Genomic DNA, 23355 nt, shown 5'->3' on the forward strand with positions numbered 1-23355 from the left:
TTTATTGAGTTTACTAATTACACTATTTAATGTATTGAGCCGACTAGTTTATTTCTATACGATCCTTTTGGTCGTTTATGCATTGATGTCTTGGTTTCCTGGGGCGTATCAATCAAAACTTGGTCAGTTGTTAGGTAAGATCTGTGAACCATTTTTAGATTTATTTCGACGTTTACCGCTCCAATTTGGCGGTATCGATTTTTCTGTCATGGCAGCGATCATAGCCTTAAATATTGCGTTGGAGGTTCTGCAAAAAATTCTGATTAGTCTTATTTATTAAGGAGGTGCCACATGAACGCAAATGTCTATCAACATTTTAGGCCAGAAGAGCATCCATTTGTTGATAGTGTTGGTGATTGGCTAGAACAAGTCGAGAGCCAGTACGCACCTTATTTGACGAATTTTTTAGATCCTCGACAAGCCTATATTTTAGAAACCTTAGTTCAAGAAAATAGTGATCTGAAGTTTTCTTTTTATGGCGGCTATGAACATGCTGAACGTTGCCGCTGCATGATTTATCCAGAGTATTACGAGCCCACGATCGAAGATTATGAATTAGTCATGATCGAAGTCAAGTATCCACAAAAATTCGTGGAGCTTTCTCATGGGAAAATTTTAGGTACATTGATGAGTGCCGGAATCAAACGGGATTACTTTGGAGATATCATCTCAGATGGTGACCGCTGGCAAATCTTTTTAGCCAAAGATTCTGCTAGTTATATCATCAATCAAGTCACCAAAATCGGTCGGGTAACGGTTCATCTAGAAGAACGGCCATACACAGAGATCATCGTACCAAAGGATAGTTGGCAAGAAGAAAGTATGACTGCGACATCGCTACGTTTAGATGCGATCATTTCGACAGTCTATAATATCTCACGTCAGCGCTCCAAACAATTAGTTGAAGCAAGTAAAGTCAAAGTTAATTGGGCAGTCAATGAGCGGCCTGATTATGTCCTTGATTTATTAGATGTCGTTTCAGTCCGTGGTTTTGGTCGAATCCAGATCCAAGGATTAGAAGGAAAAACAAAAAAAGAGAAATTTCGTTTACGTTTAGGCGTATTACGAAAATAAATTTATGAGGTGAACAAAAAATGGCATTAACTCCATTAGATATCCAAAATAAGAGTTTCTCCACTAAAATGCGTGGATATAATCAAGATGAAGTCGATGATTTCTTAGATATGATCGTACGCGATTATGAAGACAGTATCGCAAAAAATCGTGAATTAGAAAAAGCATTGAAACATTCAGAAGAAAAACTAGAATATTTCAACGAATTAAAAGAAGCTTTGAATCAATCAATCGTTGTTGCACAAGATACCGCCGACAAAGTAAAATCTTCTGCCAGCAAAGAATCAGAAGTGATCGTTACTTCTGCTCAAAACCGTGCGGATGAATTGATTTCTAATGCGATGCAAAAAGCCCATCTTTTAACAACAACAGCTGAAGACAAAGCGAAAGAAATCTTGACCGACGCTACTGAAAAAGCTCGTCAATTAGCAACAGAAACAAATGATTTGAAGAAATCAACTCGTGTTTTCCATCAACAATTATTATTATTGTTAGAAACACAATTAGATCAAGCACGCAGTGGGGATTGGGATGAAGTCCTAAAACCGATGTCTACATACATTGGTGATAGCCACGAAGTCTTGCAAGAAGTTTTAGCGAACGAACTTGACAATGATACTGTGAATGCAGTAGACTCAAGTGAACCAATCATTATCGACGAACCACAAGAAGATATGGGTTTGACGATTGATATTCCTGAATTGATTAAATCAGACGAAGAGTAAACAGCTAGAACAGAAAAGCTGATTAGATTCTTTTAAGCGAGCCGATGAGAGTGAAAGTTCGGCAAGACCCTCTAATTAGAAAGATCCTCTAGTATCGATCAATTGCGAACATTTAGTAGCAGTTGACGCATCATTGCGTTAAAGATGATTAGAGGAAACTTTCATGTTTCAAATTTTGGGTGGTACCACGACAAGCTCGTCCCTTTGCGGATGCGCTTGTTTTTTTGTCGTTTTTTTGCAAAACTACCTGATAAAAATAGCGTAACTCTTTTTAAGAATGATCAAAACAGTCTAAAGCAGTAATGAAAAAGAAATAAAGGAGACGATCGGTAATGAAAACAAAAGAAACCCTTCAATTAGGGAAAACTGGTTTCCCGATGCGCGGTAACTTACCTAATCGCGAAGGTCAATGGGAAAAAGAGTGGGAAGAAAATAAAATTTATGAAAAACGCCAAAAATTAAACGAAGGCAAACCAACTTTCGTTTTACATGATGGCCCTCCATATGCAAATGGGAACATCCATTTAGGTCATGCTTTGAATAAAATCAGTAAAGATATCATTGTTCGTTCAAAATCAATGTCAGGTTTCCGTGCACCCTACGTTCCTGGTTGGGATACACACGGACTACCGATCGAACAAGTATTAGCGAATAAAGGAATCAAACGTAAAGAAATGACCATGTCTGAATACCGTAAAAAGTGTGAAGAATATGCATTGTCACAAGTCGATAAACAACGAGAAGACTTCAAACGTTTAGGGATCGCTGGCGAATGGAATAATCCATACGTGACATTGACTCCTGATTATGAAGCAGCTGAAATCCGTGTTTTCGGAAAAATGGCAGAAAAAGGCTACATCTATAAAGGATTAAAACCAATTTATTGGTCACCATCAAGTGAATCTTCATTAGCTGAAGCTGAAATCGAATATAAAGATGTGAAATCACCATCGATCTATGTCGCTTTCCAAGTAAAAGATGGCAAGGGTCTATTAGATACAGATACATCATTTATCATTTGGACAACGACACCTTGGACATTGCCAGCAAACCAAGGGATCTCTGTTAATCCTGCTTACACTTATGTAGTGGTAGAAGCAAATGGCAGAAAATTTGTAGTAGCAAAAGATTTATTAGACACTGTTGCAACTGAATTAGAATGGACAGAGCCACAAGTCTTGAAAGAAATTGCTGGGCAAGAGCTTGAAAACATGACTGCGCAACACCCATTTTATGATCGTGAATCATTAGTGATCTTAGGTGACCACGTTACTTTAGATGCGGGTACTGGTTTAGTCCATACAGCTCCTGGACATGGGGAAGATGACTATTTTGCATGGAAAAAATATCGTAATGATATCATTTCACCAGTCGATGACCGTGGTATGATGACCGCTGATGCTCCTGGATTTGAAGGAGTTTACTACGATAAAGTCAATCCAATGGTCACTGATCTATTAAAAGAAAAAAATGCGCTATTGAAATTAGACTTCTTTACACATAGTTATCCGCATGACTGGCGGACGAAAAAACCCGTTATCTATCGTGCAACACCACAATGGTTCGCTTCAATCGATAAATTCCGTCAAGATATCTTAGACGAAATCGAAAAAGTAGATTGGATCATCCCTTGGGGTAAGACACGTTTGTATAACATGATCCGTGACCGTGGCGATTGGGTCATCTCTCGTCAACGTGCATGGGGCGTCCCATTACCTATTTTTTACGGTGAAGACGGCGAAGCAATCATCACCCCAGAAACAACAGAACATGTCGCAGAATTATTTGCTGAACATGGCTCAAGTATCTGGTTTGAACGTGAAGCCAAAGATTTATTACCTGAAGGTTTCACTCATCCAAGCTCACCAAATGGCGAATTTACGAAAGAAACAGATATCATGGATGTTTGGTTTGATTCTGGTTCTTCTCATGAAGCAGTCTTGCGTCAACGCGACTACTTAACTTTCCCAGCAGATATGTATCTTGAAGGTTCTGACCAATACCGTGGCTGGTTCAATTCAAGTATCACTACTAGTGTAGCGATCAATGGTGTAGCGCCTTATAAAGCGGTTCTTTCTCAAGGATTCACATTAGACGGTGAAGGTCGTAAGATGAGTAAATCACTTGGAAATACGATCGTACCTGATAAAGTAATCAAACAAATGGGTGCGGATATCTTACGCTTATGGGTCAGCAGTGTTGATTATGAATCAGACGTTCGTGTATCAATGGATATTTTGAATCAAGTATCCGAAGTTTATCGTAAAATCCGTAACACGATGCGTTTCTTATTAGCCAATACAACTGATTTTGAACCTACAGAACACGCGGTTGCTTACGATGAATTACGTTCAGTCGATAAATATATGTTGGTACGTTTGAACCAAGTGATCAAAACAATCCGTGAAGATGGTTATGAAAAATACGACTTCACACAAATTTATAAAACAGTCATCAATTTCTTGACGGTTGATTTATCTTCATTCTATTTAGACTTTGCTAAAGATGTTGTTTATATCCAAGCAGAGGACAGCTACGAACGTCGTTGTATGCAAACAGTCTTCTATCAAGTAGCTGTTGCTGTAACAAAATTATTGACTCCAATCATTCCACATACGACAGAAGAAATCTGGACGTATTTGAAAGAAGAAGAGGAATATGTCCAATTAGCTGAATTACCAAGCTATGAAGAATATGCCAACCAAGCGGAACTATTAGATACTTGGAAAGCCTTCATGGATTTCCGTGATAAGGTCTTAAAAGCTTTAGAAAATGCCCGGAACGAAAAAGTAATTGGTAAATCATTAGAAGCCAAAGTAACCATCTATCCAAGCGAACAAGTAAACACAATGTTAGCTGCATTAGATGCCGATTTGGCTCAATTATTGATCGTATCACCTGACTCATTCAGCATCTCTAATGAAGCTGCACCAGCAGAAGCAGTAAAATTTGAAGATGTAGCGATCTTAGTTGAAAAAGCTGATGGCGAAGTCTGTGATCGTTGTCGCCAAGTCCGAACAACAGTCGGATCAGACGAAAAATTACCAACACTATGTGCCTCATGTGCCCATATCGTTGAAGAACACTATCCTGAAGCAGCTGCTGAAGGTTTAGAATAAGAAAAAGAGCTGTCCCAATAATGGGGCAGCCTTTTTTTATTAAAAAAAGCTGGGACGAAAGTAAAAAATACTTTTGTCTCAGCTTTTTGCTTAATCTAATTTTCCACGTTCACGGTACCAATGATCTGGCTGCCATGCCCATTCGTGGTTGTTTTTAGCTAAAAGTTCAAAGGCACAATCAGGGCCCATGGTTCCTGCCGCATAGTTTGGAAACTCAGGGGTTGTTTGATCCCAAGCTTGACGGATACGGTCAACGATTTCCCATGAATTTGCCACTTCATACCAGTGAGAGAAGTTAGTGCCATCACCATTCAAGGCATCAAGCAATAATTTTTCATAGGCTTCAGGACTATTGCCGGTGACTTCTTCGCTTTGACGGAAATCTAGTTTTACTGGTTCAGGATTGAAACCTTGTCCAATTTGTTTGCCATTCAATGATAAAGAAAAGCCTTCAGTTGGTTGGATATAGATCGTTAAAATATTTTGCGGTAAGTCTTTGCCGCCTGTTTCTTCTTGTTCAAAATTGAAGACATTGACAGGTACTTGCTTAAAGACGATATTGATACGAGTGCCTTTTTCTGTCATTCGTTTACCAGTTCGGATATAGAAGGGAACACCCGCCCAACGGAAGTTGTCGATCATGAATTTACCAGCAACAAAAGTTTCCATCGCTGAGTCTTCAGCTACGTTCGGTTCGTCGCGATAAGCAGCAAAGCCTTTGCCGTCTAATTCACCAGCAGCGTATTGACCGCGGACAAAGTTTTTTGCCACTTCTTCTTCATCATAACGACGAATGGCTTGTAAAACTTTAACCTTTTCTTCCCGCAGTGATTTATTTGAGAAAGAAGTTGGGACTTCCATTGCCAATAAAGAAACAACTTGTAGGATATGATTTTGGACCATATCTTTTAACGCACCGCTATTTTCATAATAACCGCCACGATCTTCGACACCTAAGGCTTCTGAGAAAGTGATCTGGATATTTTCAATGTAACGATTGTTCCAAAGTGATTCAAAAATATTGTTGGCAAAACGGATCACTGAAATATTTTGGATCATTTCTTTCCCTAGATAATGATCGATTCGGAAAATGGCTTCTTCAGGGAAGACGTTGCGGATCTGTTCGTTCAATTCATCGGCAGAATCATAGTCGAAGCCAAATGGTTTTTCGATCACTAGACGGTTATAGCCTTTTTCAGTTAGAATCCCTTGAGATTTCAAATGATTAACGATCGTACCAAAAAATTGTGGCGCCATGGCTAAATAAAATAAGCGATTGCCTTCTAATTGATAGTCCCCGTCTAAACGATCAGATAAATCCTTCAACTGATCGTAATGTTCTGTGTCATTCACGTTGTGAGAAAGATAATAGAAGTGACTAGAAAATTCTTCTGCTTCTTCTTTCGTTGGATTCAAGTCTTTGATCGTATCTCGTACGATTTCTCGGTAGTGATCGTCACTCCACGGCCGACGAGCGGTACCGATCACAGCAAAATGTTTTGCTAAACTGCCTTTTTTATAAAGACGAAATAATGAAGGATAAAGTTTACGCTTCGCTAAATCGCCAGTGCCACCGAAGATGGTGAATAATGCTGCTTGTTCCATATACGTTCACTCCTAATTCATTTAAAGATAATTGGATCAGATCCCGCTGTTTCATTAAAATAGTGGGAGGAATTTTTCAAGCATACAACTCTAAGTGTCTGCTTGTCACTAAAAATAAGTTTATAAAAGATCAACAAAAATTGTTGAAGCTGCTTTGTAACTAATTGAAACTTCTTTTTGGTCATTTTGTAAAGTAATCGGTCCTTCATAAGCGGCGATCTCTTTAATCGTATAGACATCGTGGATATCGATCGTTAGATCCATCAAATAATCCAGTAGTTCCTTTTCGTCTAACACTCGAGCGATTCGGATAGTCGAACCTTCAGGGTAATTGACCAATGTCTCACGGCTTTTTTCGTGGACGGTTTGTCCTTCTTGGGGAATCATGCCGCCATGGGGACAAAATGTCGGATGGCTCAGATAATCATCCAACCGTTGTTCCATTTGTGAAGAAGTCACATGTTCTAAAACTTCGGCTTCATCGTGGACTTCATTCCAAGAATAACCAAGGTGATCGACTAAGAAAACTTCCCATAATCGATGTTTCCGTACTAAGGTACTTGCTTTTTCTAGTCCTGCAGCTGTCAGTTGGACACCTTGATAAGGAGAGTGTTCAACTAAGCCTTCTTTGACTAGCTTATTGATCATTTCACTGACAGAAGCTCCAGAAATAGATAAACCAGCAACGATCTTTTTGTTGCTTACTTTTTTTTGGTCGCCACCTAATTCTAATATTAATTTTAAGTAATCTTCGCGATTCGGCGTCATTGATGTTCATCCTTTCATAACGAAGCATATCAGATTAATTCTACCAAAAAATTCAGATTATTTCCATTTGATTGGATTTTTCTTTACTAAAAAGAACAGTAGATAACGGAGGTAATTAAAAAAAATTTCTAAGAAGGCTTGCCTATCTTTTTAAAAAAAGGTAGTATATTAAAAATAAATGAGAGTTGTCAAATTATTTAAAGGATGATGGTAATGACGACACAAAAAACTTACGAAGCACCAACCATGTATGATCCTTCTTTCGAGAAAGATGCTTGTGGTATGGGCTTCATTGCCCAAATGCAAGGGAATACATCGCATCAGTTAGTCAGCTATGCGTTAACGATGTTAGAACGAATGAATCACCGGGGCGGAACCGGTGCAGAACCGGAAACGGGTGATGGCGCTGGGATTTTGATAACGATTCCAGACCAATTTTTCCAAAGAGAAGCTAAAAAATCCGCGACTGTTTTGCCAGCTAAAGGTCAGTATGCTGTCGGAATGTTTTTCTTGCCTGGTGATCCAGAGCAAAAAAGAGGGTTACAGCAAGCCTTAGTAACTGAAATCGAAGCTGCTGGATACCAAGTTTTATGGCAACGCGACGTACCGTTTCAATATGAGAATTGCGGGCCCGGCGCTCAAAAAGTGATGCCTAGCTTTGTGCAATTATTCATTAAACGTCCACTAGATGTTTCATCAGATCGTGATTTTGAAGATCGTTTGTATCGCTTAAGACGTAAATTAGAAAAAAATTATCAGGCTCAAGAATTATCGATCTGTAGTCTATCTGCTAAGACGATCGTTTATAAAGGAATGCTGCATGCGTATCAAGTCGGTATTTTTTATGATGATTTACAAGATGAGGCTTTTGAAGCGAGCATTGCAGTGGTACATTCGCGTTTTTCAACCAATACCTTTCCTAGTTGGAATCGTGCGCAACCGTTTCGTTTTTTAGCTCACAATGGTGAAATCAATACGTTGCGCGGGTCAGAAAATTGGATGAAGAGTCATGGCATCGAAGTGTACAATGAAGAAGATTCTGATTCTGCTAAATTAGAAAATTGTATGGAATATCTTTATCGAAATGGCCGTGACATTCCGCATGCATTAATGATGATGGTGCCAGAGGCATGGTCAAAAGAAGCCGGTTTAGGCGAAGAATTGACTGCTTTCCACGAATACAATGCTAGTTTTATGGCTCCTTGGGATGGACCTGCGGCTTTATGTTTTACAGATGGTGACATGGTGGGGGCAACGTTGGATCGTAATGGTTTACGTCCGTCACGTTATTCGATCACGAAAGACGGCTTTGTTCAAGTCGCTTCAGAATCTGGTGTCGTTGATTTTGCGCCTTCGAATGTGATCGAAAAAGGAGTCTTAGGTCCTGCTAATATGATTTTAGTGGATACTGTTGCCGGTAAATTTTATCGCAATCAAGAGATTAAAGAACATTATGCTAAAGCTCATAATTACAGCGAATGGTTGGCAGACAATCGCCTTGAATTAGCAGAGCTTCCAAAAGCGGATGTTTCAGAAAGTGACTGGTCACCAAAAGAACTGCAAAAAATGTGGAAACTGAATGGTTATAATGATGAAATTATTCGGGGTGCATTATTGCCAATGGCTGAAAAGGGTGAAGAACCTGTTCTTTCGATGGGGTACGATTCACCATTAGCTGTTTTGAGCAATAAACCGCAATCGCTCTTCACCTATTTCAAGCAACAATTCGCTCAAGTTACGAATCCACCGATCGATGCGATTCGAGAACAATTAGTTATTGGAACAGAAATGTTTTTAGGCCGAGATGGCGATATCCGACAAGACGATGCTCAAAATTGTCAAAAAGTAAAAATCGCTAGTCCCGTATTAAGTACGGCAGAATTCCAAAAACTTGTAAACTTGGAAACAAATCACCAAAAGGCCGTGACGATTTCAACTCTTTATACGATCAATCGTTCAAATGCATTAGAAGATGGTTTAGAACAGATGTTTAAAACGGCAGAATCTGCCGTTGATAATGGGGCAACTTTATTGGTTTTATCGGATCGAAATTCGCAAAAAAGCCAAATGGCAATGCCGATTTTATTAGCTGTTTCTGGTTTGCATAATCATTTAGTTCGTAAAGGGAAAGCGGCTCAGGCAAGTATCGTTGTCGATTCTGCAGAAGTCTGTGAAGTCCACCATTTTGCGACGTTGATCGGCTATGGAGCAAGCGGGATCCATCCATATGGTGCGTATGCAACATTAAGAGATTTCAATCTAGAAAATGGCTTAGAAAATTATCGGAAAGCCGCCGAAAAAGGCATTGTTAAAGTCATGTCACGGATGGGGATCTCGACGATCGCTGGTTATCATGGGGCACAATTATTCGAAGTCGTAGGAATCAGCCAAGCTGTGACCGAAAAATATTTTACTGGAACAGCAAGCCGGATCGGTGGTTTGGCGTTAGAACAAATCGAAGAAGAATATTTAGCTAGACATTATTTAGCCTATGGTCCGCGGCAAAATGATTTGCTGGCTTCTGGCGGCAGCTTCCAGTACAAGGCCGATGGGGAACATCATTTATTCAATCCGCAGACGATCTATAATTTTCAACAAGCTGTTCGTTCAGGTGATTACCAACAATTCAAACACTATGTCGAAGCGATGAACCAAGAGGCACTGGATGAGTCGACTAATCTACGAGCGTTGTGGGAATTTAAAAAAGATCGTTCAGCGGTCAAACTTTCTGAAGTCGAGCCAGCAAGTAAAATCGTCAAACGGTTCAAAGTCGGTGCAATGTCTTATGGTTCTTTGAGCGAAGAAGCCCATCAATGTATCGCCGAAGCAATGAATGCGATCGGAGCAAAATCAAACAGCGGTGAAGGTGGCGAAAATCGTAAACGATTCAAAGTACAAGCTGACGGTAAAAATTACAATAGTAAAATCAAACAAGTGGCTTCTGGCCGTTTTGGCGTCAATGCTGAATATTTGATGAGTGCCGAAGAATTACAAATTAAAATGGCGCAAGGTGCAAAACCAGGAGAAGGTGGGCAATTACCCGGTAATAAAGTCTTTCCATGGGTTGCCGAGATACGAGGATCGACACCAGGAGTACGTTTGATATCACCGCCGCCGCATCATGATATTTATTCAATCGAGGATCTAGCACAATTGATATATGATTTAAAAGCCATCAATCCTTATGCGAAGATCAATGTAAAATTAGTTTCCAGTACCGGTGTTGGTACGATCGCAACCGGTGTTGTGAAAGCTGGAGCAGATGTTGTCGTGATTTCAGGCTATGACGGCGGAACCGGCGCATCACCACGAAATTCGATTCGAGATGCCGGATTACCATGGGAAATGGGCGTCGCCGAAGCGCACCAAACGTTAGCTATGAACAATTTACGTCAACGGATGACGTTAGAAACAGACGGGAAATTAATGACTGGCCGTGATGTTGCGATGGCGATCTTATTAGGAGCTGAAGAATATAGTTTTGCATCATTGGCATTGGTCGCGATCGGTTGTGTTATGATGCGCGTCTGTAGTTTGAATACTTGTCCAGTAGGTGTTGCTACGCAAAATCCAGAGTTGCGAAAATTCTTTGTTGGAAAACCGGAACATTTGATCAATATGATGTATTTCATTGCGGAAGATTTGAGAGAGATCATGGCTGAATTAGGTTTCAGAAGTATCGATGAAATGATCGGTCACACGGAAGTATTACAACCTCGTTTTATTGCAAAAGGTAAAGCAAAAACATTAGATTTTTCACGGATTCTTTCAACGAGTATCGGTATCGAACGTAAAATGGATGATCCGTTTAAAGCCGCTCGTGACTGGCCGGAATTAGATCAATTTGCAACAGCAGCGATTAAAAATGGGACTCCTGTCGCTGTGACCGACTCGATCAATAATGTGAATCGAACAGTTGGAGCCCGGATGGGTGGTTGGATTGCAGAGCGTTTCGGGAATTATGCGTTGACTCCAGGTCAAATCAAGTATACGTATCATGGAATTGCTGGCCAAAGCTTCGGTTCATTCATCACTCAAGGGATGGAACTTAAGTTGATTGGTGAAGGCAATGATTATGTAGCTAAAGGGCTAAGCGGGGGGCGCGTGATTATCGTCCCACCAGCGGATGCGGCCTATGACGTAGAAAATTCTCCGATCGTCGGAAATGTTGTTTGTTTTGGAGCGAACCGTGGAGAAGGCTATTTCCGTGGAAAAGCGGGCGAACGTTTTTGTGTTCGCAACAGTGGCGCCAATGTTGTTGTTGAAGGTGTCGGAGACCATGGTTGTGAATATATGACAGGTGGTGTGGCAGTGATCTTAGGATCAACTGGCCGAAATTTTGCTGCCGGTATGTCAGGTGGTGTCGCCTATGTCTATGATCCAACTGATAGTTTTGCAGCGAAGTGCAATCGTGAAATGGTGGATCTTTTCAAAGTCGGTGAAACGGGAGAAGATGCGATCTTGAAAGAAATGATCGAAAAACATCTAGCTTATACGGATTCATTGAAAGCGGCAGAACTATTGAATAATTGGGAAGTGGCTCAAAAACATTTTGTCAAAGTCTATCCGCGAGAATACCATGAAATGGTTCGTGTGACCGAAGAATTAGCAGCTACCGGCTTAACAGGAGAAGAATTAATCGAAAAAGCGTTTGTGACCGTAATCGGTGAGCAAACGGTACCGGCTGGAAAGGAGCGTGGCTAGAATGGCAGATCCATTTGGCTTTTTAAAATATCCGCGTAAGGACAACCCTTATCGTCCAGTTGCAGAACGTGTACAAGACTGGGAAGAACTACAAATACCGCTTAGCATGGCCGAAAGACAAGAACAAGCCGCTCGTTGTATGAACTGCGGTATCCCATTTTGTCATACTGGAATTTTTTATGGTGGAAAACGAGCAGTCTCAGGTTGCCCAAATGACAATTTGATTCCTGAATGGAACGATTTCGTTTATCGAGGGGATTTCAAAAATGCCTTTGATCGTTTAGTCAAAACCAATCCGTTACCAGAAATGACGGGACGAGTTTGTCCAGCTCCTTGTGAAAAGTCATGTACCGAAGGATTGAACGGTTCTGGTGTAGCGATCCATGACAATGAGCGTTTCATTATTGATCAAGCATTTGAAAATGACTGGGTCAAAGCAGATGGTCTGCCCGTTGAACGGACAGAATTCAAAGTCGCGATCGTAGGCTCTGGTCCGGCGGGATTGTCAGCGGCATGGCGGTTGAACCAATTAGGGCACCAAGTGACCGTTTATGAACGTAGTGATCGGGCTGGCGGTTTATTGATGTATGGTATTCCGAATATGAAATTAGATAAAGAAATCGTCCAACGACGGATCGATGTAATGGAAGAAGTTGGCATTCGTTTTGTATTGAATACGGAAATCGGCAGCGATATTTCAGCCGAAGAATTACAATCAGAGTACGATCGTGTGATCATTGCTTCAGGAGCTAGTGTGGCGAGAGATTTAAAAATTCCTGGTCGTGAGCTAGCGGGTATTCATTTAGCAGTTGATTATTTAACTGAATGTACTAAGCAAGTCATGAAACAAGGGAAAAAGGTTATTGAAAAACCATTAGCTGGAAAACATGTTGTGGTCATCGGGGGCGGAGATACAGGAAATGATTGTATTGGTTCTGCGATCCGTCAAGGTGCGGCCTCAGTGAAACAATTAGAAATCACACCGCAATTACCGGGAACTCGGACAAAAAATAATCCTTGGCCTGAATATTCGATGATTGATCGTTTAGGCTATGGTCAAGCTGAGGGTCTTATTGAGAATCCTGAGCTGACGGTTTACAGTACTTCAACGAAAGCATTTATCGGAACAGAAGCTGGGAAAGTTTCTGCGATTGAAACGGTTCAAGTCGATAGTCAATTTCAACCGATTCAAGGGACTGAAAAAAGATTGAAAGCCGATCTTGTCTTGTTAGCAATGGGATTTACCGGTGCTGAAAAAGCGTTATTAGATGCTTTTTCAGTTAAAGAAATTTATGAAAATTATGCCACAGATAACGAAAAAGTTTACGTAGCCGGCGATGCTCGTCGTGGACCAAGCTTAGTTATTTGGGGAATTCGTGAAGGCCGTAAAGCTGCTGAAGAAGTCGATCAATTATTACGCTCAATGGTATATCAATAAGCAAATAGAAAACCGAAGTGAATGATTCACTTCGGTTTTCTATTTGTTGAAGCTGAAATAATTTTTCTTTTTCAAGATATAAGTGATCGATTCATTCAAAATCAGACCAATCGCAATCGAAAAACCAACAAGCATCGCCTGTAAGCCAAGCGAGAGTGCTTGGCTGTATTGATCTTCGACTAAAAAATTAAAAGCCTTGAAAAGTAAGCTTCCAGGAACGATCGGCATGATACCAGGAATCGTAAAAATCGTACTAGGAGCTTTGGTCAATTTAGCAAATAACTGACTAATGACCGCTAGGATGATACAGGCTAATAATGAAGCGACGGACTCGTTTGTATACTTTGTAAAAAAATAGATAAGCCATATAAGTAAAAGCACCTGCTAAGCCACATAATACAAAGTATTTTCGTTGGATATTATTTAGTACGGAAACACACGCGCTGACTAAAAAACTGAATAGATAAATCATTTTTTTCCTCCGATCACGTATTAGTCAATACAAACACAACTGGAAAAACTAACATCAAAAGGGTATTGATCGCATAAATCCCTTGAGTCAAACCAGAAATATAATCACCATTGATACTGGCTTTGATGGAATTTACAATAACTGATCCTGGAAGCAAGGGCATCAAACCACTTAAAATCAATGAAAAGGAATCAGGGATGAGCGCTTTTTTATAAAGCAAAATTGAAATAATCGAGACACATAAAGAATAAACTAACGCCGATAACATTTTTACTTGTAAGAATTTCTGTACCAGCAAATAGACAAAGTAAGCAATGATCGTAACGAAAAAAGCTAACAAGGCAATAGCTGATGTTTGATTGAACATACAATATGCTGCACCAGAAATCGTTCCAGCACACAGGAGTTGGATGTATAGAGGAAAGCCAACAGTCATATGATCGATCGCAGCTAATTTTTTATATAGAGTATCTGCTGAAATCTGGTGGTTATAAAATAAAGCGACTTCTTTTTCTACTAAGGTTGTTTTTTCAAAATTGTAGGCATTGTCTTTAACGGTAACCATCCGAACTTCATTATCGATCGAATTGATCACAACCAAAGCTGTCTCGGTCACAAAAAAAGAATATTCAGCCGATTTGATAAAGTGGGACATTTTTATCAAATTGTTTTTGACATCATTGGTTGCATAGTTGCTTTTTAACATGATCCTGCCATAACGCAAAAGCAACGCCGCATTTTTATTGTTTAATTCTTCCATTTAGCTGATTCCTTTCTGAATTGAGTACATCCGTTATAATCAGTAGACCATAATCAAGACAAAAAAGATGACGAACTTTGTCGTAAAAAGCGACGAATTCACTTTTAAACTAACTGGAAATATAAAAATACCCCGTAACATCAGATTTTAAGTCTAATGTTACGGGGCAGAATAATTGCTGGTTAATTCTTTGATATGAGAGGCAAAGATAAGTCCTCTAGTTCATCATACAATGTGTCTGGAATGCCGTTTTTTGTTTTGATCAATAAATGGTATCCATATTGGTCTTGAATCGCTAATTTTTGTTCACTTAATTCGATCAGCTGATAGATGATTGCTGTACCATCTAAAATAATCGAAAGATCTGGATAGATAGTAATAGAGTGCTTTGCTTGGCCTCTTGGATGAATGAACTCCCAGGAACCAACATAGAGCTGATTTAAATCTTTGTTTTCATGCTTACGAACAAGTCTGGAGGTCACGGCAGCGATACCCAAAGAGGTCGCACTTAAAAAGACCGGCCATTTCAATCTCATCAAAAAACTCCTTTCACACTAGCTTTGTTATACTATATAATAAAGTCCGTCATCTTTCCATCCAACTTAAGGACTATTTAACTTTTTTTAGAAGGATTTTGATAAAAATGAAGTATTCTACAATTTATTTGGCCATTTTCTTAGAAAGAAGCAATCGATTTATTGCTCGATGTCGTTTAATCGACACCGAAGAAGAAATTATTGTCCATGTCAAAAATACTGGCCGGTGCAAAGAGTTACTTATTCCAGGTGTGATCGTTGCTGTCAATCATCAACCTTCAGCAAAACGAAAAACGGCTTATGATTTGATTGCGGTCAAGAAAGGTCTGATGTGGATCAATATCGATTCACAGATTCCAAACGCATTGGCTTCAGAAGGTCTCACTACGGGCACAATTTCCTTACCAGGTATAACTGGCACGCTTTCTTTAGTAAAAAGAGAAGTAACTTATGGGCATTCAAAATTTGATCTTTATTTCGAAACTGATCAACAAGAAAAAGGCTTTGTAGAAGTCAAAGGAATGACTTTGGAAAATCAAGGAGTCGGTGCGTTCCCGGATGCGCCAACGCTTAGAGGTCTAAAACATGTGAGAGAACTTCAGCATGCTCAACAATTAGGCTACCGCTGCTTTGTTCTGTTCATCGTTCAATTTTCTCAAATACGGGTGGCGACGATTCATTCCGAGATGCAGCCAGCTCTTTCTGAAGCAATAAAACAGGCAAAAGCAGACGGCGTACAGATTTTAGCGTATAATTGTGAGGTAGATCAGGAAACGATCGCCCTTAAAGAGGCGGTTTCGTTTGACCTGAACCAACCATTTATTGATCCAAATCAAGGAAAGGTGGAAAAAGCATGATTAATCTAGGTATTATTGGGACTAATTGGATCACAGATCAGTTTGTCCAAGCTGCACATGAAACAGGAAACTATCAACTTTCAGCTGTCTATTCAAGAAACTTGGCAACGGCCCAAAAATTTGGCGAAAAATATGGTGATGTAGAATACGCTACAGATCTAGCGACTTTTTTTGCGATCGAACATATAAATACGATCTACATTGCCTCACCCAACAGTTTGCACTTTGAACAAGCGAAACAAGCAATTTTAGCTGGAAAAAATGTAATTGTTGAAAAACCAGCATTCTCAACGCCAGCTGAAATGGATGAGATTATTGAATTAGCCAATCAAAAACAAGTTTTCTTCTTTGAAGCAGCTCGAAATATCCATGAGCAAGCCTTTAAAACAGTGGCTGATTTCTTACCCTTGAAAGACCATATTTTAGGGGCTGACTTTAGCTTTATGAAGTATTCGTCTCGTTATGATCAAGTCTTAGACGGTGAAGAACCAAATATTTTCTCGCCGCATTTTTCAGGTGGTGCACTCGCTGATTTAGGGGTCTATCCTATCTATGCAGCTTTAGCCTGGTTTGGCATGCCAAATGAGAGTCTATATTTTGCTAAAAAAATTCGTACTGGTGTAGACGGTTTGGGAACGGGAATCTTACGTTATGATGATTTCGATGTGACGATCCGTACGGGAAAAATCACAGATAGCTTCCAAGCTTCGGAGATTTACTTAACTAATGGGACGTTAGTGCTAAATGCAGTCAACTCGATTGATGAAGCAATATTCCATGATCGCGAACATGCACGAAGAGAGAAACTAAACGTTCATCAATTAGAAAATCCCATGGTGGAAGAAGCCAATGATTTTGCAAAAGTAATAATGAATCCAACAGATCGTGAGTTAGGAACGTTTTATGAAGAATGGGTAGAGCTTGCCCGAAATGTTAACCAAGTGATTTATGATATGCGAAAAAGTGCAGGCATTATTTTTGATGCCGACAAGAAATAGGGGAAACTATGAATAATCAAGAATTTGTACCATTTTTACAAGCGAATTGGGAAACAGCCGGGTTTCAAAAACCAGCGTTGATCCAAGAAAGAGTCTTCGATCCAATCACAGAAGGAAAACATTTGGTCGGGATCGCACCGACTGGTAGCGGAAAAACCTTAGCCTATTTGTTGCCATTACTTAATCAATTAGAAGCTGGCAAGCCAAGCCAAGTATTGATTTTGACGTCATCACAGGAACTTGCGATGCAAGTCGTTGAAGTTGCGCGGAAATGGTTAGCGGGTTCTGGCATGAAAGTACAAGCGTTGATCGGCGGAGCAAATGTCAAACGTCAACATGAAGCTTTAAAGAAAAAACCAGAGTTGTTGGTCGGAACTCCTGGACGTGTATTAGAATTGATCAGCGGTAAAAAAATCAAAGCCCCAGCGATCAAAACCTTAGTGTTTGACGAAGTCGATCAATTGGTTCAAGGGCAAAGTTTCCAATTGATTCAAAAAATCTTGAAAACGACGGATAATGAAGCCCAAAGATTGTATTTCTCAGCTACTGCAGATGTAGTATTAGAAGAATTGAATACGATCGAATCAGATTTACTAGTAATCGATGTAACCAAAGAAGACGATAGTCAAGGGGACGTACAACATTTTTATATTGAAACCAACGATCGTAAAAAAGTTGATCAAATGCGTCGTCTGTTGAATATGCCTGCTTTTTGGGGGATGATTTTCTTCAACCAGCTGAGTGACATGGGAAGTGCAGAAGAAAAATTACTTTTTCATCAATTACCGGTGGCTAGTTTGGCATCAGATCAATCAAAAATTTTACGTAAAAATGCGATTGAACAGTTTAAAAAGCATCAAGTTCTCGGATTATTAACTACCGATTTAGCTAGTCGTGGATTAGATATTGAATCATTGCCATTTGTGGTCAATGCGGATGTGCCATTGAGTGAAGAGAGTTATCTTCATCGTGCCGGTCGCGTAGGACGGATGGGTGAGACCGGAGTCGTTATTACGTTTGTTACACCAGCAGACAAAGCGGATCTATTAAAAATTGCGAAAAAACTTGAATTACCTGTTGCACCGATTTATCTATTTGGCGGTGAATTATTAACCGAAGAGCCTGTCAGACAAGCAGATCCTAAAAAGAAAAAGAATAAAAAGAGCAAAGGGAAAAGACGTAAATAAGTCTTTTCCTTTTTTGCTCCAAATTAACAATTTCAAGAGAATAAAATAAGGTATCCGCGAAATCTGTTAAAACTTCATTAGTTATCTTGCGAAATTAATTTAAAATGGCTACAATGAGAGAGCACGTTCTCGTAGCTCAGTAGGATAGAGCGATCGCCTCCTAAGCGATAGGTCGCTGGTTCGATTCCAGTCGGGAACATCCTATCAAAAAAGAAACCACCGATTAAAAAATTTTAATCGGTGGTTTTTCTTTTATGCCCAATCACCATTTCTAAAGATTGGTGTAGTCGATCCATCTTTACGGATGCCATCGATGTCCATTTGATCAGATCCAACCATGAAATCAACATGGGTTTGACTGCTGTTCAAACCAGCTTGAGCCAATTCTTCTTTGGTCATTTCGGTTCCACCTTCAACACTGAAAGGATACGCCGCACCAAGCGCTAAATGATTCGAAGCATTTTCATCAAATAAAGTATTGAAGAAAGTGATACCCGATTGTGAGATGGGTGAGGGATCTGGAACGAGCGCGACTTCACCTAAATGTTTAGCTCCTTCATCGATCGATAATAAAGAAGAAAGGACGTCAGCGCCTTCTTTAGCTGAAAATTCAACGACTTTACCGTCCTTGAATGTAAATTTCATTTCATTCAAGGTTGTTCCGGCATAGCTTAATGGTTTTGTACTAGTGATGTAGCCATCAATTCGATTACGATCTGGAGCCGTGAAGACTTCTTCAGTCGGCATGTTGGCCATAAACTCATTGCCATCGGCGGCGAAACTTCCAGCGCCTTCCCAAACGTGATTGTCAGGTAATCCAATCATGATGTCAGTACCAGGAGCGGTGTAGTGCAAAGCAGAAAATTGTTCTTTATTCAATCGTTCCGCTTGTTCACGCATCACAGCGTCATGTTCTTCCCAAGCTTTGACTGGATCTTCTGAGTAAATGCGAGTCGTTTTGAAAATCTCATCCCATAGACGGTCAACTTGTTCCTCACTTGAGACAAGCTCAGGAAAAACCTTTGCTGCCCAGGCAGGACTTGAGGCCGCTACTACAGTCCAACGTAATTTATTTGATTGTGTCGCTTCCATCACCGCTTGCAATGCTTTTCCACGTGCTGATTGGAAAGCAGCGACTCGATTGGTATCGACACCTAAAAGTGCATCTGGATTTTGTGAGACGATGCTGATTCGAGTCACTCTTTTTTCAGCAAAAGTATTGGCTTCGTCTACTTTATAAGCCGGGACCTCATTGATTCGATCTTCAGCCGCGTGACTTAAAAATGCCCGTTGGATATCGTCGTCATTCCATTGAACAATAACTTCAGCAGCCCCTAATTTATAGGCTTCTTTTGTTACTAAGCGAGCGAGTGGTGCTTGTTCAACACTGGCATAAACAACAACTGTGTCTTCTTTTTGAACATTGACCCCAACTTTTGCGATCAGGTGAGCGTATTTTTTTAAAAGTGTATCAAAGTTTGATAGAACCATTCAAATCCCTCCGTTTCATTAGTACCATCTTAGCATTTCTTTGAAATTCTCCAAAGAAAATATGTTCAAAAAAAGAGTACCTGTTTTCCAGGTACTCTTTTTTTCTTTTTATGACGCAGCAGCGACAATTTTTTTTGCGAAAGCTTCTAAGTTTTCGATATCTTCTTCTTCAGCAGCCATTTCGATTTTCACGATGTCAGCACCGCGAGTCGCACCGGTTTTAACAAAGGCAGCATCAAAATCATCGACTGATTTACAATACTCATCATAGAAAGTATCGCCGGATCCACAGACTCCGAAGATCTTTCCGCTCAAATCTAATTCTTGTAAATCTTCATAAAAATCAACGATTTCATCAGGTAGGTCACCTTCACCGTAAGTATAAGTTGCAACGACACAGATATCTGCATCTTCAAAATCTTCTGCTTCTACTTGGGTACACTCATCGATCTCAACTTCGATATCTAAATTTTCGAAGGCTTCGGCCACAATATCAGCGATTTCTTCGGTATTTCCAGTCATGCTTGCATAAACGATTTTTGCTAATGTCAAAAAAATTCCTCCTCAGCTTTAAGCCAAATTTAAGGCAATTATACCAAAATAAAAACAAAAGGAAAACCAGACTTCTAACCATTTGTTCGCTTTATAGGGTTATGTTAAAATAGACAAGATGAAAAAGGAGACGAACACGAATGATTACACTAAAATCAAACCGAGAAATTGAAATGATGAATGAGTCTGGAGAATTATTAGCGGATGTGCACCGCCACTTACGCGATTTTATCAAACCAGGTGTTTCAAGTTGGGACATTGAAGTCTTTGTTAGAGACTTTATCGAAAGCCATGGCGGTACAGCTGCACAAATTGGTTTTGAAGGCTATGAATATGCGACTTGCTGCAGTATCAATGATGAAATTTGTCATGGTTTTCCTAGAAAAAAACCGTTAAAAAATGGTGATTTGATCAAAGTTGATATGTGTGTAGAATACAAAGGAGCTATGTCTGACTCTTGCTGGTCTTATGCTGTTGGTGAAGTATCACCTGAAATCCAAAGGTTAATGGACGTTACAAAAAAAGCGATGTATATCGGAATCGAACAAGCCCAAGTAGGCAACCGTATCGGTGATATTGGTCATGCGATTCAAACATATGCAGAAGGCGAAGGTTTTTCTGTTGTCCGTGACTTTATCGGTCATGGCATTGGACCAACCATTCATGAAGAACCAGCGATCCCACATTACGGTGTGGCTGGAAAAGGTTTGCGTTTGAAAGAGGGCATGGTCATTACGATCGAACCAATGATCAATACCGGTACATGGAAAATGAAGATGGATCCGAATGGCTGGACAGCCTATACTCAAGATGGCGGCTGGTGTGCCCAATACGAACACACCTTAGCAATCACAAAAGAAGGACCAAAAATTTTGACTTCACAAGGTGAAGAAGGAACGTACTAAAACGAGGAACTTTATGGGACCAATAGATAAAATTAAAGAGAATAAGAAATTAATGGATTTTATCCAAACGATCCGCAAACACATTACAGAGACAGAAATAGGCGACCGCTCCGTGGTAGTCGCCTATTATTTGTTGCTTTCTTTTTTTCCGATCCTGATTGTGATCGGTAATTTACTTCCTTTTTTGAATATCACTCCAGAAACAGTATTGCCCTATCTAAGCGAGGCGATTCCGCCAAATGTTTATAGTTTTTTGAAACCTGCAATTATTGGCTTGTTAGAAAATACTTCTGGTGGTGCACTATCGATCTCCGTTCTAGCGTCATTATGGTCATCTAGTCGCGGGATCAATTCATTACAAAAAGCACTAAATCGAGCCTACGGGGTAGAAGATCGCGGGAATTTTGTGATCAGTCGAGTAGTATCTGTTGGTATGGTCGGTATCCTCATGATGGCGATCATTGCGATGGCCTTGGTCTTTAGTGCGGGGCAAGTTATTTTAGATGCGTTACAACCAATGTTTGGCTTTTCTCCTGAGATCATCTCGACCTTTCTAGCATTGCGATGGCCAGTAACAGTGATCGGATTGCTGATTATTTTGGGAGCGGTCTATATCGTGATCCCAAACGCGCATGTTCGTGTGAAGTATGCATTACCGGGGACCGTTTTTGCTACTGTCGGCTGGATCGTTTTGGCTCAAGGTTTTAGTATCTATGCCCAGACATTTGCGCAACGGGTTTCGGGTTATCAAATCATCGGAAGTTTTATCGTTCTGATGTTTTGGCTCAATTTTTCTGCGACCATCATTATCGTTGGTGGTGTTTTAAATGTAACGATCGAAGAATTTCGAACTGGAAAAGAGGTAACCGAAGGGTCAAATCGGGTAAATAAATGGTTCAACAAACTCAAAAATCGTGTAATAAAGAAGAAAAAGAAGAAGTGATTGCTAGAAAATTTGTAAGTTTATAAAAAAAACTTGTAAATAACTAGAACTCCGTTATATGATTTTTTATACAAAGGTAGGTGGCAACATGTTAGTGTCCTTCGGGCTGATCATTAAATACTTTTTGACCTTTTTGATTGCCTTGATTTTAACCCCGATTTTTAAGATTATTTCGGTTCAGACTGGCTTAGTCGATAATCCTAATGCTCGTCGAATGAATCAAGTTCCGATGCCTAGTGCAGGCGGACTGCCGATATTTATTACATTTGCGATCTCTTCGTTGGTATTGTTTCGTGGAGTGCTCCCATTTGATTATATTAGCAAGATTCTATTAGGCGGATTGATCATTGTAATTACGGGACTATTAGATGATAAATTTGAATTGTCACCGAAGCAAAAAAGTTTAGGTATTTTACTAGCAGCATTGGTTATTTATTATGTTGCTGATATTCGTTTCAATTTCTTTACCGCACCATTATTAGGAAAAATCAATTTATCATGGTTGAGTTTACCTGCGACGATTTTTTGGATCTTTGGTATCACGAATGCGGTAAATTTGATCGATGGACTAGATGGCCTAGCTGCCGGAGTTTCCATGATCGGCCTAACAACGATCGGTGTTATCGGCTATTTCTTTCTACACTCCGCAACAGCTTTTATTTCATTGACGATCTTTTGTTTAGTTGCAAGCATTATGGGATTCTTTCCTTATAATTTTCATCCAGCAAAAATCTATTTGGGAGATACTGGGGCTCTGTTTTTAGGCTTTATGATTGCGGTTCTATCCTTGCAAGGATTGAAAAATGTAACGTTTATCTCATTGATCACGCCATTATTGATTTTAGGTGTTCCTGTAACGGATACTTTTTTTGCGATGGTGCGAAGAAAAGCTAAAAAAATGCCGATTTCAGTCGCAGATAAACAGCATTTGCATCATCGTTTGCTTAACTTAGGCTTCACTCATCGAGGTGCTGTGTTGACGATCTATGCGATTGCAGTATTGTTTTCATTCACAGCCTTATTGATCAATTATACCAGTCAGTTAGGAACGGTCGTCTTGATCGTGGCAATGGTCTTTGCCTTTACATTCTTACTAGAATTAATTGGTTTGATCAGTGAGAAATACAGTTTTATTACTAAAACCTTCCGTTTATTTGGAAATAAAGAATATCGTTCTCAAGTAATGCATAAATATTTCAAGAAATGAGTGTTGATCTCCGT

General features: G+C 39.9%; 19 protein-coding genes, 1 tRNA gene and 1 pseudogene. 13 read left to right on the forward strand and 8 right to left on the reverse strand.

All coding sequences use genetic code 11. From position 1 onward, the window contains the following. The first annotated feature begins 4 nt into the window (after positions 1–4). The 4 genes from ACKTSC_RS01495 to ileS all read left to right on the forward strand — a co-directional run bounded on the left by ACKTSC_RS01495 (position 5) and on the right by ileS (position 4918). On the forward strand, positions 5–280 hold the full coding sequence (locus tag ACKTSC_RS01495; RefSeq protein WP_407854774.1) for a YggT family protein: 276 nt from the start codon (positions 5–7) through the stop codon (positions 278–280). Between the two features lie 11 nt (positions 281–291). Then, positions 292–1074, forward strand: coding sequence for a YlmH family RNA-binding protein (locus ACKTSC_RS01500; RefSeq protein ID WP_332580573.1), 783 nt, complete (start codon positions 292–294; stop codon positions 1072–1074). 20 nt (positions 1075–1094) lie between these two features. Then, complete coding sequence (locus tag ACKTSC_RS01505; RefSeq protein WP_332580572.1) at positions 1095–1799, forward strand: DivIVA domain-containing protein; 705 nt, start codon at positions 1095–1097, stop codon at positions 1797–1799. A gap of 332 nt (positions 1800–2131) precedes the next feature. Continuing rightward, entirely contained in the window at positions 2132–4918 is a 2787-nt protein-coding gene (gene ileS, locus ACKTSC_RS01510) for an isoleucine--tRNA ligase (protein ID WP_407856639.1), read from the forward strand. Between the two features lie 90 nt (positions 4919–5008). Here the strand turns inward: ileS and zwf are convergent, their stop codons facing one another. Then, positions 5009–6523: a glucose-6-phosphate dehydrogenase gene (gene zwf / locus ACKTSC_RS01515; RefSeq protein WP_407856640.1), complete on the reverse strand. Its 1515-nt coding sequence runs from the start codon at positions 6521–6523 to the stop codon at positions 5009–5011. 120 nt (positions 6524–6643) lie between these two features. Next, positions 6644–7291: a transcriptional regulator EfaR gene (gene efaR / locus ACKTSC_RS01520; RefSeq protein WP_332580569.1), complete on the reverse strand. Its 648-nt coding sequence runs from the start codon at positions 7289–7291 to the stop codon at positions 6644–6646. Positions 7292–7504: 213 nt separating this feature from the next. On the opposite strand from efaR, the gene gltB reads away from it, so the two are divergent. After that, a complete protein-coding gene (gltB, locus tag ACKTSC_RS01525; RefSeq protein WP_407856641.1) occupies positions 7505–11995 on the forward strand; it encodes a glutamate synthase large subunit in 4491 nt (1496 codons plus the stop codon). A gap of 1 nt (position 11996) precedes the next feature. Beyond that, positions 11997–13433 carry a glutamate synthase subunit beta gene (locus ACKTSC_RS01530; protein WP_407856642.1) on the forward strand — a complete coding sequence of 479 codons (1437 nt, stop codon included), beginning with the start codon at positions 11997–11999 and terminating at the stop codon, positions 13431–13433. A 39-nt stretch (positions 13434–13472) separates the two neighbouring features. Here ACKTSC_RS01530 and ACKTSC_RS01535 read toward each other — a convergent pair whose 3' ends face one another. From ACKTSC_RS01535 to ACKTSC_RS01550, 4 genes and pseudogenes are all read right to left on the reverse strand, one after another. Further along, on the reverse strand, positions 13473–13814 hold the full coding sequence (locus ACKTSC_RS01535; protein WP_407856643.1) for a threonine/serine exporter family protein: 342 nt from the start codon (positions 13812–13814) through the stop codon (positions 13473–13475). Between the two features lie 16 nt (positions 13815–13830). Continuing rightward, positions 13831–13905 (reverse strand): annotated as a pseudogene (locus tag ACKTSC_RS01540) (hypothetical protein); the annotation flags it as partial. 13 nt (positions 13906–13918) lie between these two features. Further along, a complete protein-coding gene (locus tag ACKTSC_RS01545; RefSeq protein WP_407856644.1) occupies positions 13919–14665 on the reverse strand; it encodes a threonine/serine exporter family protein in 747 nt (248 codons plus the stop codon). Positions 14666–14847: 182 nt separating this feature from the next. Beyond that, positions 14848–15201, reverse strand: a complete 354-nt coding sequence (locus tag ACKTSC_RS01550; protein WP_407856645.1) for a DUF4828 domain-containing protein — start codon at positions 15199–15201, stop codon at positions 14848–14850. A 107-nt stretch (positions 15202–15308) separates the two neighbouring features. Here ACKTSC_RS01550 and sfsA point away from each other — a divergent pair, with 107 nt between their 5' ends. The 4 genes from sfsA (at position 15309) to ACKTSC_RS01570 (ending at position 18442) form a co-directional block, all read left to right on the forward strand. After that, positions 15309–16058 carry a DNA/RNA nuclease SfsA gene (gene sfsA, locus ACKTSC_RS01555; protein WP_407856646.1) on the forward strand — a complete coding sequence of 250 codons (750 nt, stop codon included), beginning with the start codon at positions 15309–15311 and terminating at the stop codon, positions 16056–16058. Then, on the forward strand, positions 16055–17056 hold the full coding sequence (locus ACKTSC_RS01560) for a Gfo/Idh/MocA family protein (protein ID WP_407856647.1): 1002 nt from the start codon (positions 16055–16057) through the stop codon (positions 17054–17056). The genes sfsA and ACKTSC_RS01560 overlap by 4 nt, the downstream gene beginning before the upstream one ends. Positions 17057–17064: 8 nt before the next feature. Continuing rightward, positions 17065–18243 carry a DEAD/DEAH box helicase gene (locus ACKTSC_RS01565; protein WP_407856648.1) on the forward strand — a complete coding sequence of 393 codons (1179 nt, stop codon included), beginning with the start codon at positions 17065–17067 and terminating at the stop codon, positions 18241–18243. A gap of 125 nt (positions 18244–18368) precedes the next feature. Beyond that, a tRNA-Arg gene (locus ACKTSC_RS01570) sits at positions 18369–18442 on the forward strand. A 53-nt stretch (positions 18443–18495) separates the two neighbouring features. Here the strand turns inward: ACKTSC_RS01570 and ACKTSC_RS01575 are convergent. Both ACKTSC_RS01575 and ACKTSC_RS01580 read right to left on the reverse strand, forming a co-directional pair. Further along, positions 18496–19734, reverse strand: coding sequence for an aminopeptidase (locus ACKTSC_RS01575; protein ID WP_332580559.1), 1239 nt, complete (start codon positions 19732–19734; stop codon positions 18496–18498). Positions 19735–19842: 108 nt separating this feature from the next. Then, on the reverse strand, positions 19843–20286 hold the full coding sequence (locus ACKTSC_RS01580) for a flavodoxin (RefSeq protein WP_332580558.1): 444 nt from the start codon (positions 20284–20286) through the stop codon (positions 19843–19845). A 140-nt stretch (positions 20287–20426) separates the two neighbouring features. Between ACKTSC_RS01580 and map the strand changes: the two genes are divergently transcribed. The 3 genes from map (at position 20427) to ACKTSC_RS01595 (ending at position 23341) form a co-directional block, all read left to right on the forward strand. Next, complete coding sequence (map, locus tag ACKTSC_RS01585; RefSeq protein WP_332580557.1) at positions 20427–21191, forward strand: type I methionyl aminopeptidase; 765 nt, start codon at positions 20427–20429, stop codon at positions 21189–21191. A 13-nt stretch (positions 21192–21204) separates the two neighbouring features. Beyond that, entirely contained in the window at positions 21205–22134 is a 930-nt protein-coding gene (locus ACKTSC_RS01590) for a YihY/virulence factor BrkB family protein (RefSeq protein WP_407855904.1), read from the forward strand. A gap of 88 nt (positions 22135–22222) precedes the next feature. Then, positions 22223–23341: an MraY family glycosyltransferase gene (locus ACKTSC_RS01595; protein WP_407855905.1), complete on the forward strand. Its 1119-nt coding sequence runs from the start codon at positions 22223–22225 to the stop codon at positions 23339–23341. The last annotated feature ends 14 nt before the right edge of the window (positions 23342–23355 follow it).

Origin of the sequence: Enterococcus hailinensis (assembly GCF_045862035.1) — a bacterium.
Lineage (GTDB): Bacteria > Bacillota > Bacilli > Lactobacillales > Enterococcaceae > Enterococcus_A > Enterococcus_A hailinensis.

Excerpts from the sequence above, each read along its gene's own strand:
- ACKTSC_RS01500 (WP_332580573.1), top strand. The coding sequence starts at position 292 with ATGAACGCAAATGTCTATCAACATTTTAGGCCAGAAGAGCATCCATTT.
- ACKTSC_RS01505 (WP_332580572.1), top strand. The coding sequence starts at position 1,095 with ATGGCATTAACTCCATTAGATATCCAAAATAAGAGTTTCTCCACTAAA.
- ileS (WP_407856639.1), top strand. The coding sequence starts at position 2,132 with ATGAAAACAAAAGAAACCCTTCAATTAGGGAAAACTGGTTTCCCGATG.
- zwf (WP_407856640.1), bottom strand. The coding sequence starts at position 6,523 with ATGGAACAAGCAGCATTATTCACCATCTTCGGTGGCACTGGCGATTTA.
- efaR (WP_332580569.1), bottom strand. The coding sequence starts at position 7,291 with ATGACGCCGAATCGCGAAGATTACTTAAAATTAATATTAGAATTAGGT.
- gltB (WP_407856641.1), top strand. The coding sequence starts at position 7,505 with ATGACGACACAAAAAACTTACGAAGCACCAACCATGTATGATCCTTCT.
- ACKTSC_RS01530 (WP_407856642.1), top strand. The coding sequence starts at position 11,997 with ATGGCAGATCCATTTGGCTTTTTAAAATATCCGCGTAAGGACAACCCT.
- ACKTSC_RS01545 (WP_407856644.1), bottom strand. The coding sequence starts at position 14,665 with ATGGAAGAATTAAACAATAAAAATGCGGCGTTGCTTTTGCGTTATGGC.
- ACKTSC_RS01550 (WP_407856645.1), bottom strand. The coding sequence starts at position 15,201 with ATGAGATTGAAATGGCCGGTCTTTTTAAGTGCGACCTCTTTGGGTATC.
- sfsA (WP_407856646.1), top strand. The coding sequence starts at position 15,309 with ATGAAGTATTCTACAATTTATTTGGCCATTTTCTTAGAAAGAAGCAAT.
- ACKTSC_RS01560 (WP_407856647.1), top strand. The coding sequence starts at position 16,055 with ATGATTAATCTAGGTATTATTGGGACTAATTGGATCACAGATCAGTTT.
- ACKTSC_RS01565 (WP_407856648.1), top strand. The coding sequence starts at position 17,065 with ATGAATAATCAAGAATTTGTACCATTTTTACAAGCGAATTGGGAAACA.
- ACKTSC_RS01575 (WP_332580559.1), bottom strand. The coding sequence starts at position 19,734 with ATGGTTCTATCAAACTTTGATACACTTTTAAAAAAATACGCTCACCTG.
- map (WP_332580557.1), top strand. The coding sequence starts at position 20,427 with ATGATTACACTAAAATCAAACCGAGAAATTGAAATGATGAATGAGTCT.
- ACKTSC_RS01590 (WP_407855904.1), top strand. The coding sequence starts at position 21,205 with ATGGGACCAATAGATAAAATTAAAGAGAATAAGAAATTAATGGATTTT.
- ACKTSC_RS01595 (WP_407855905.1), top strand. The coding sequence starts at position 22,223 with ATGTTAGTGTCCTTCGGGCTGATCATTAAATACTTTTTGACCTTTTTG.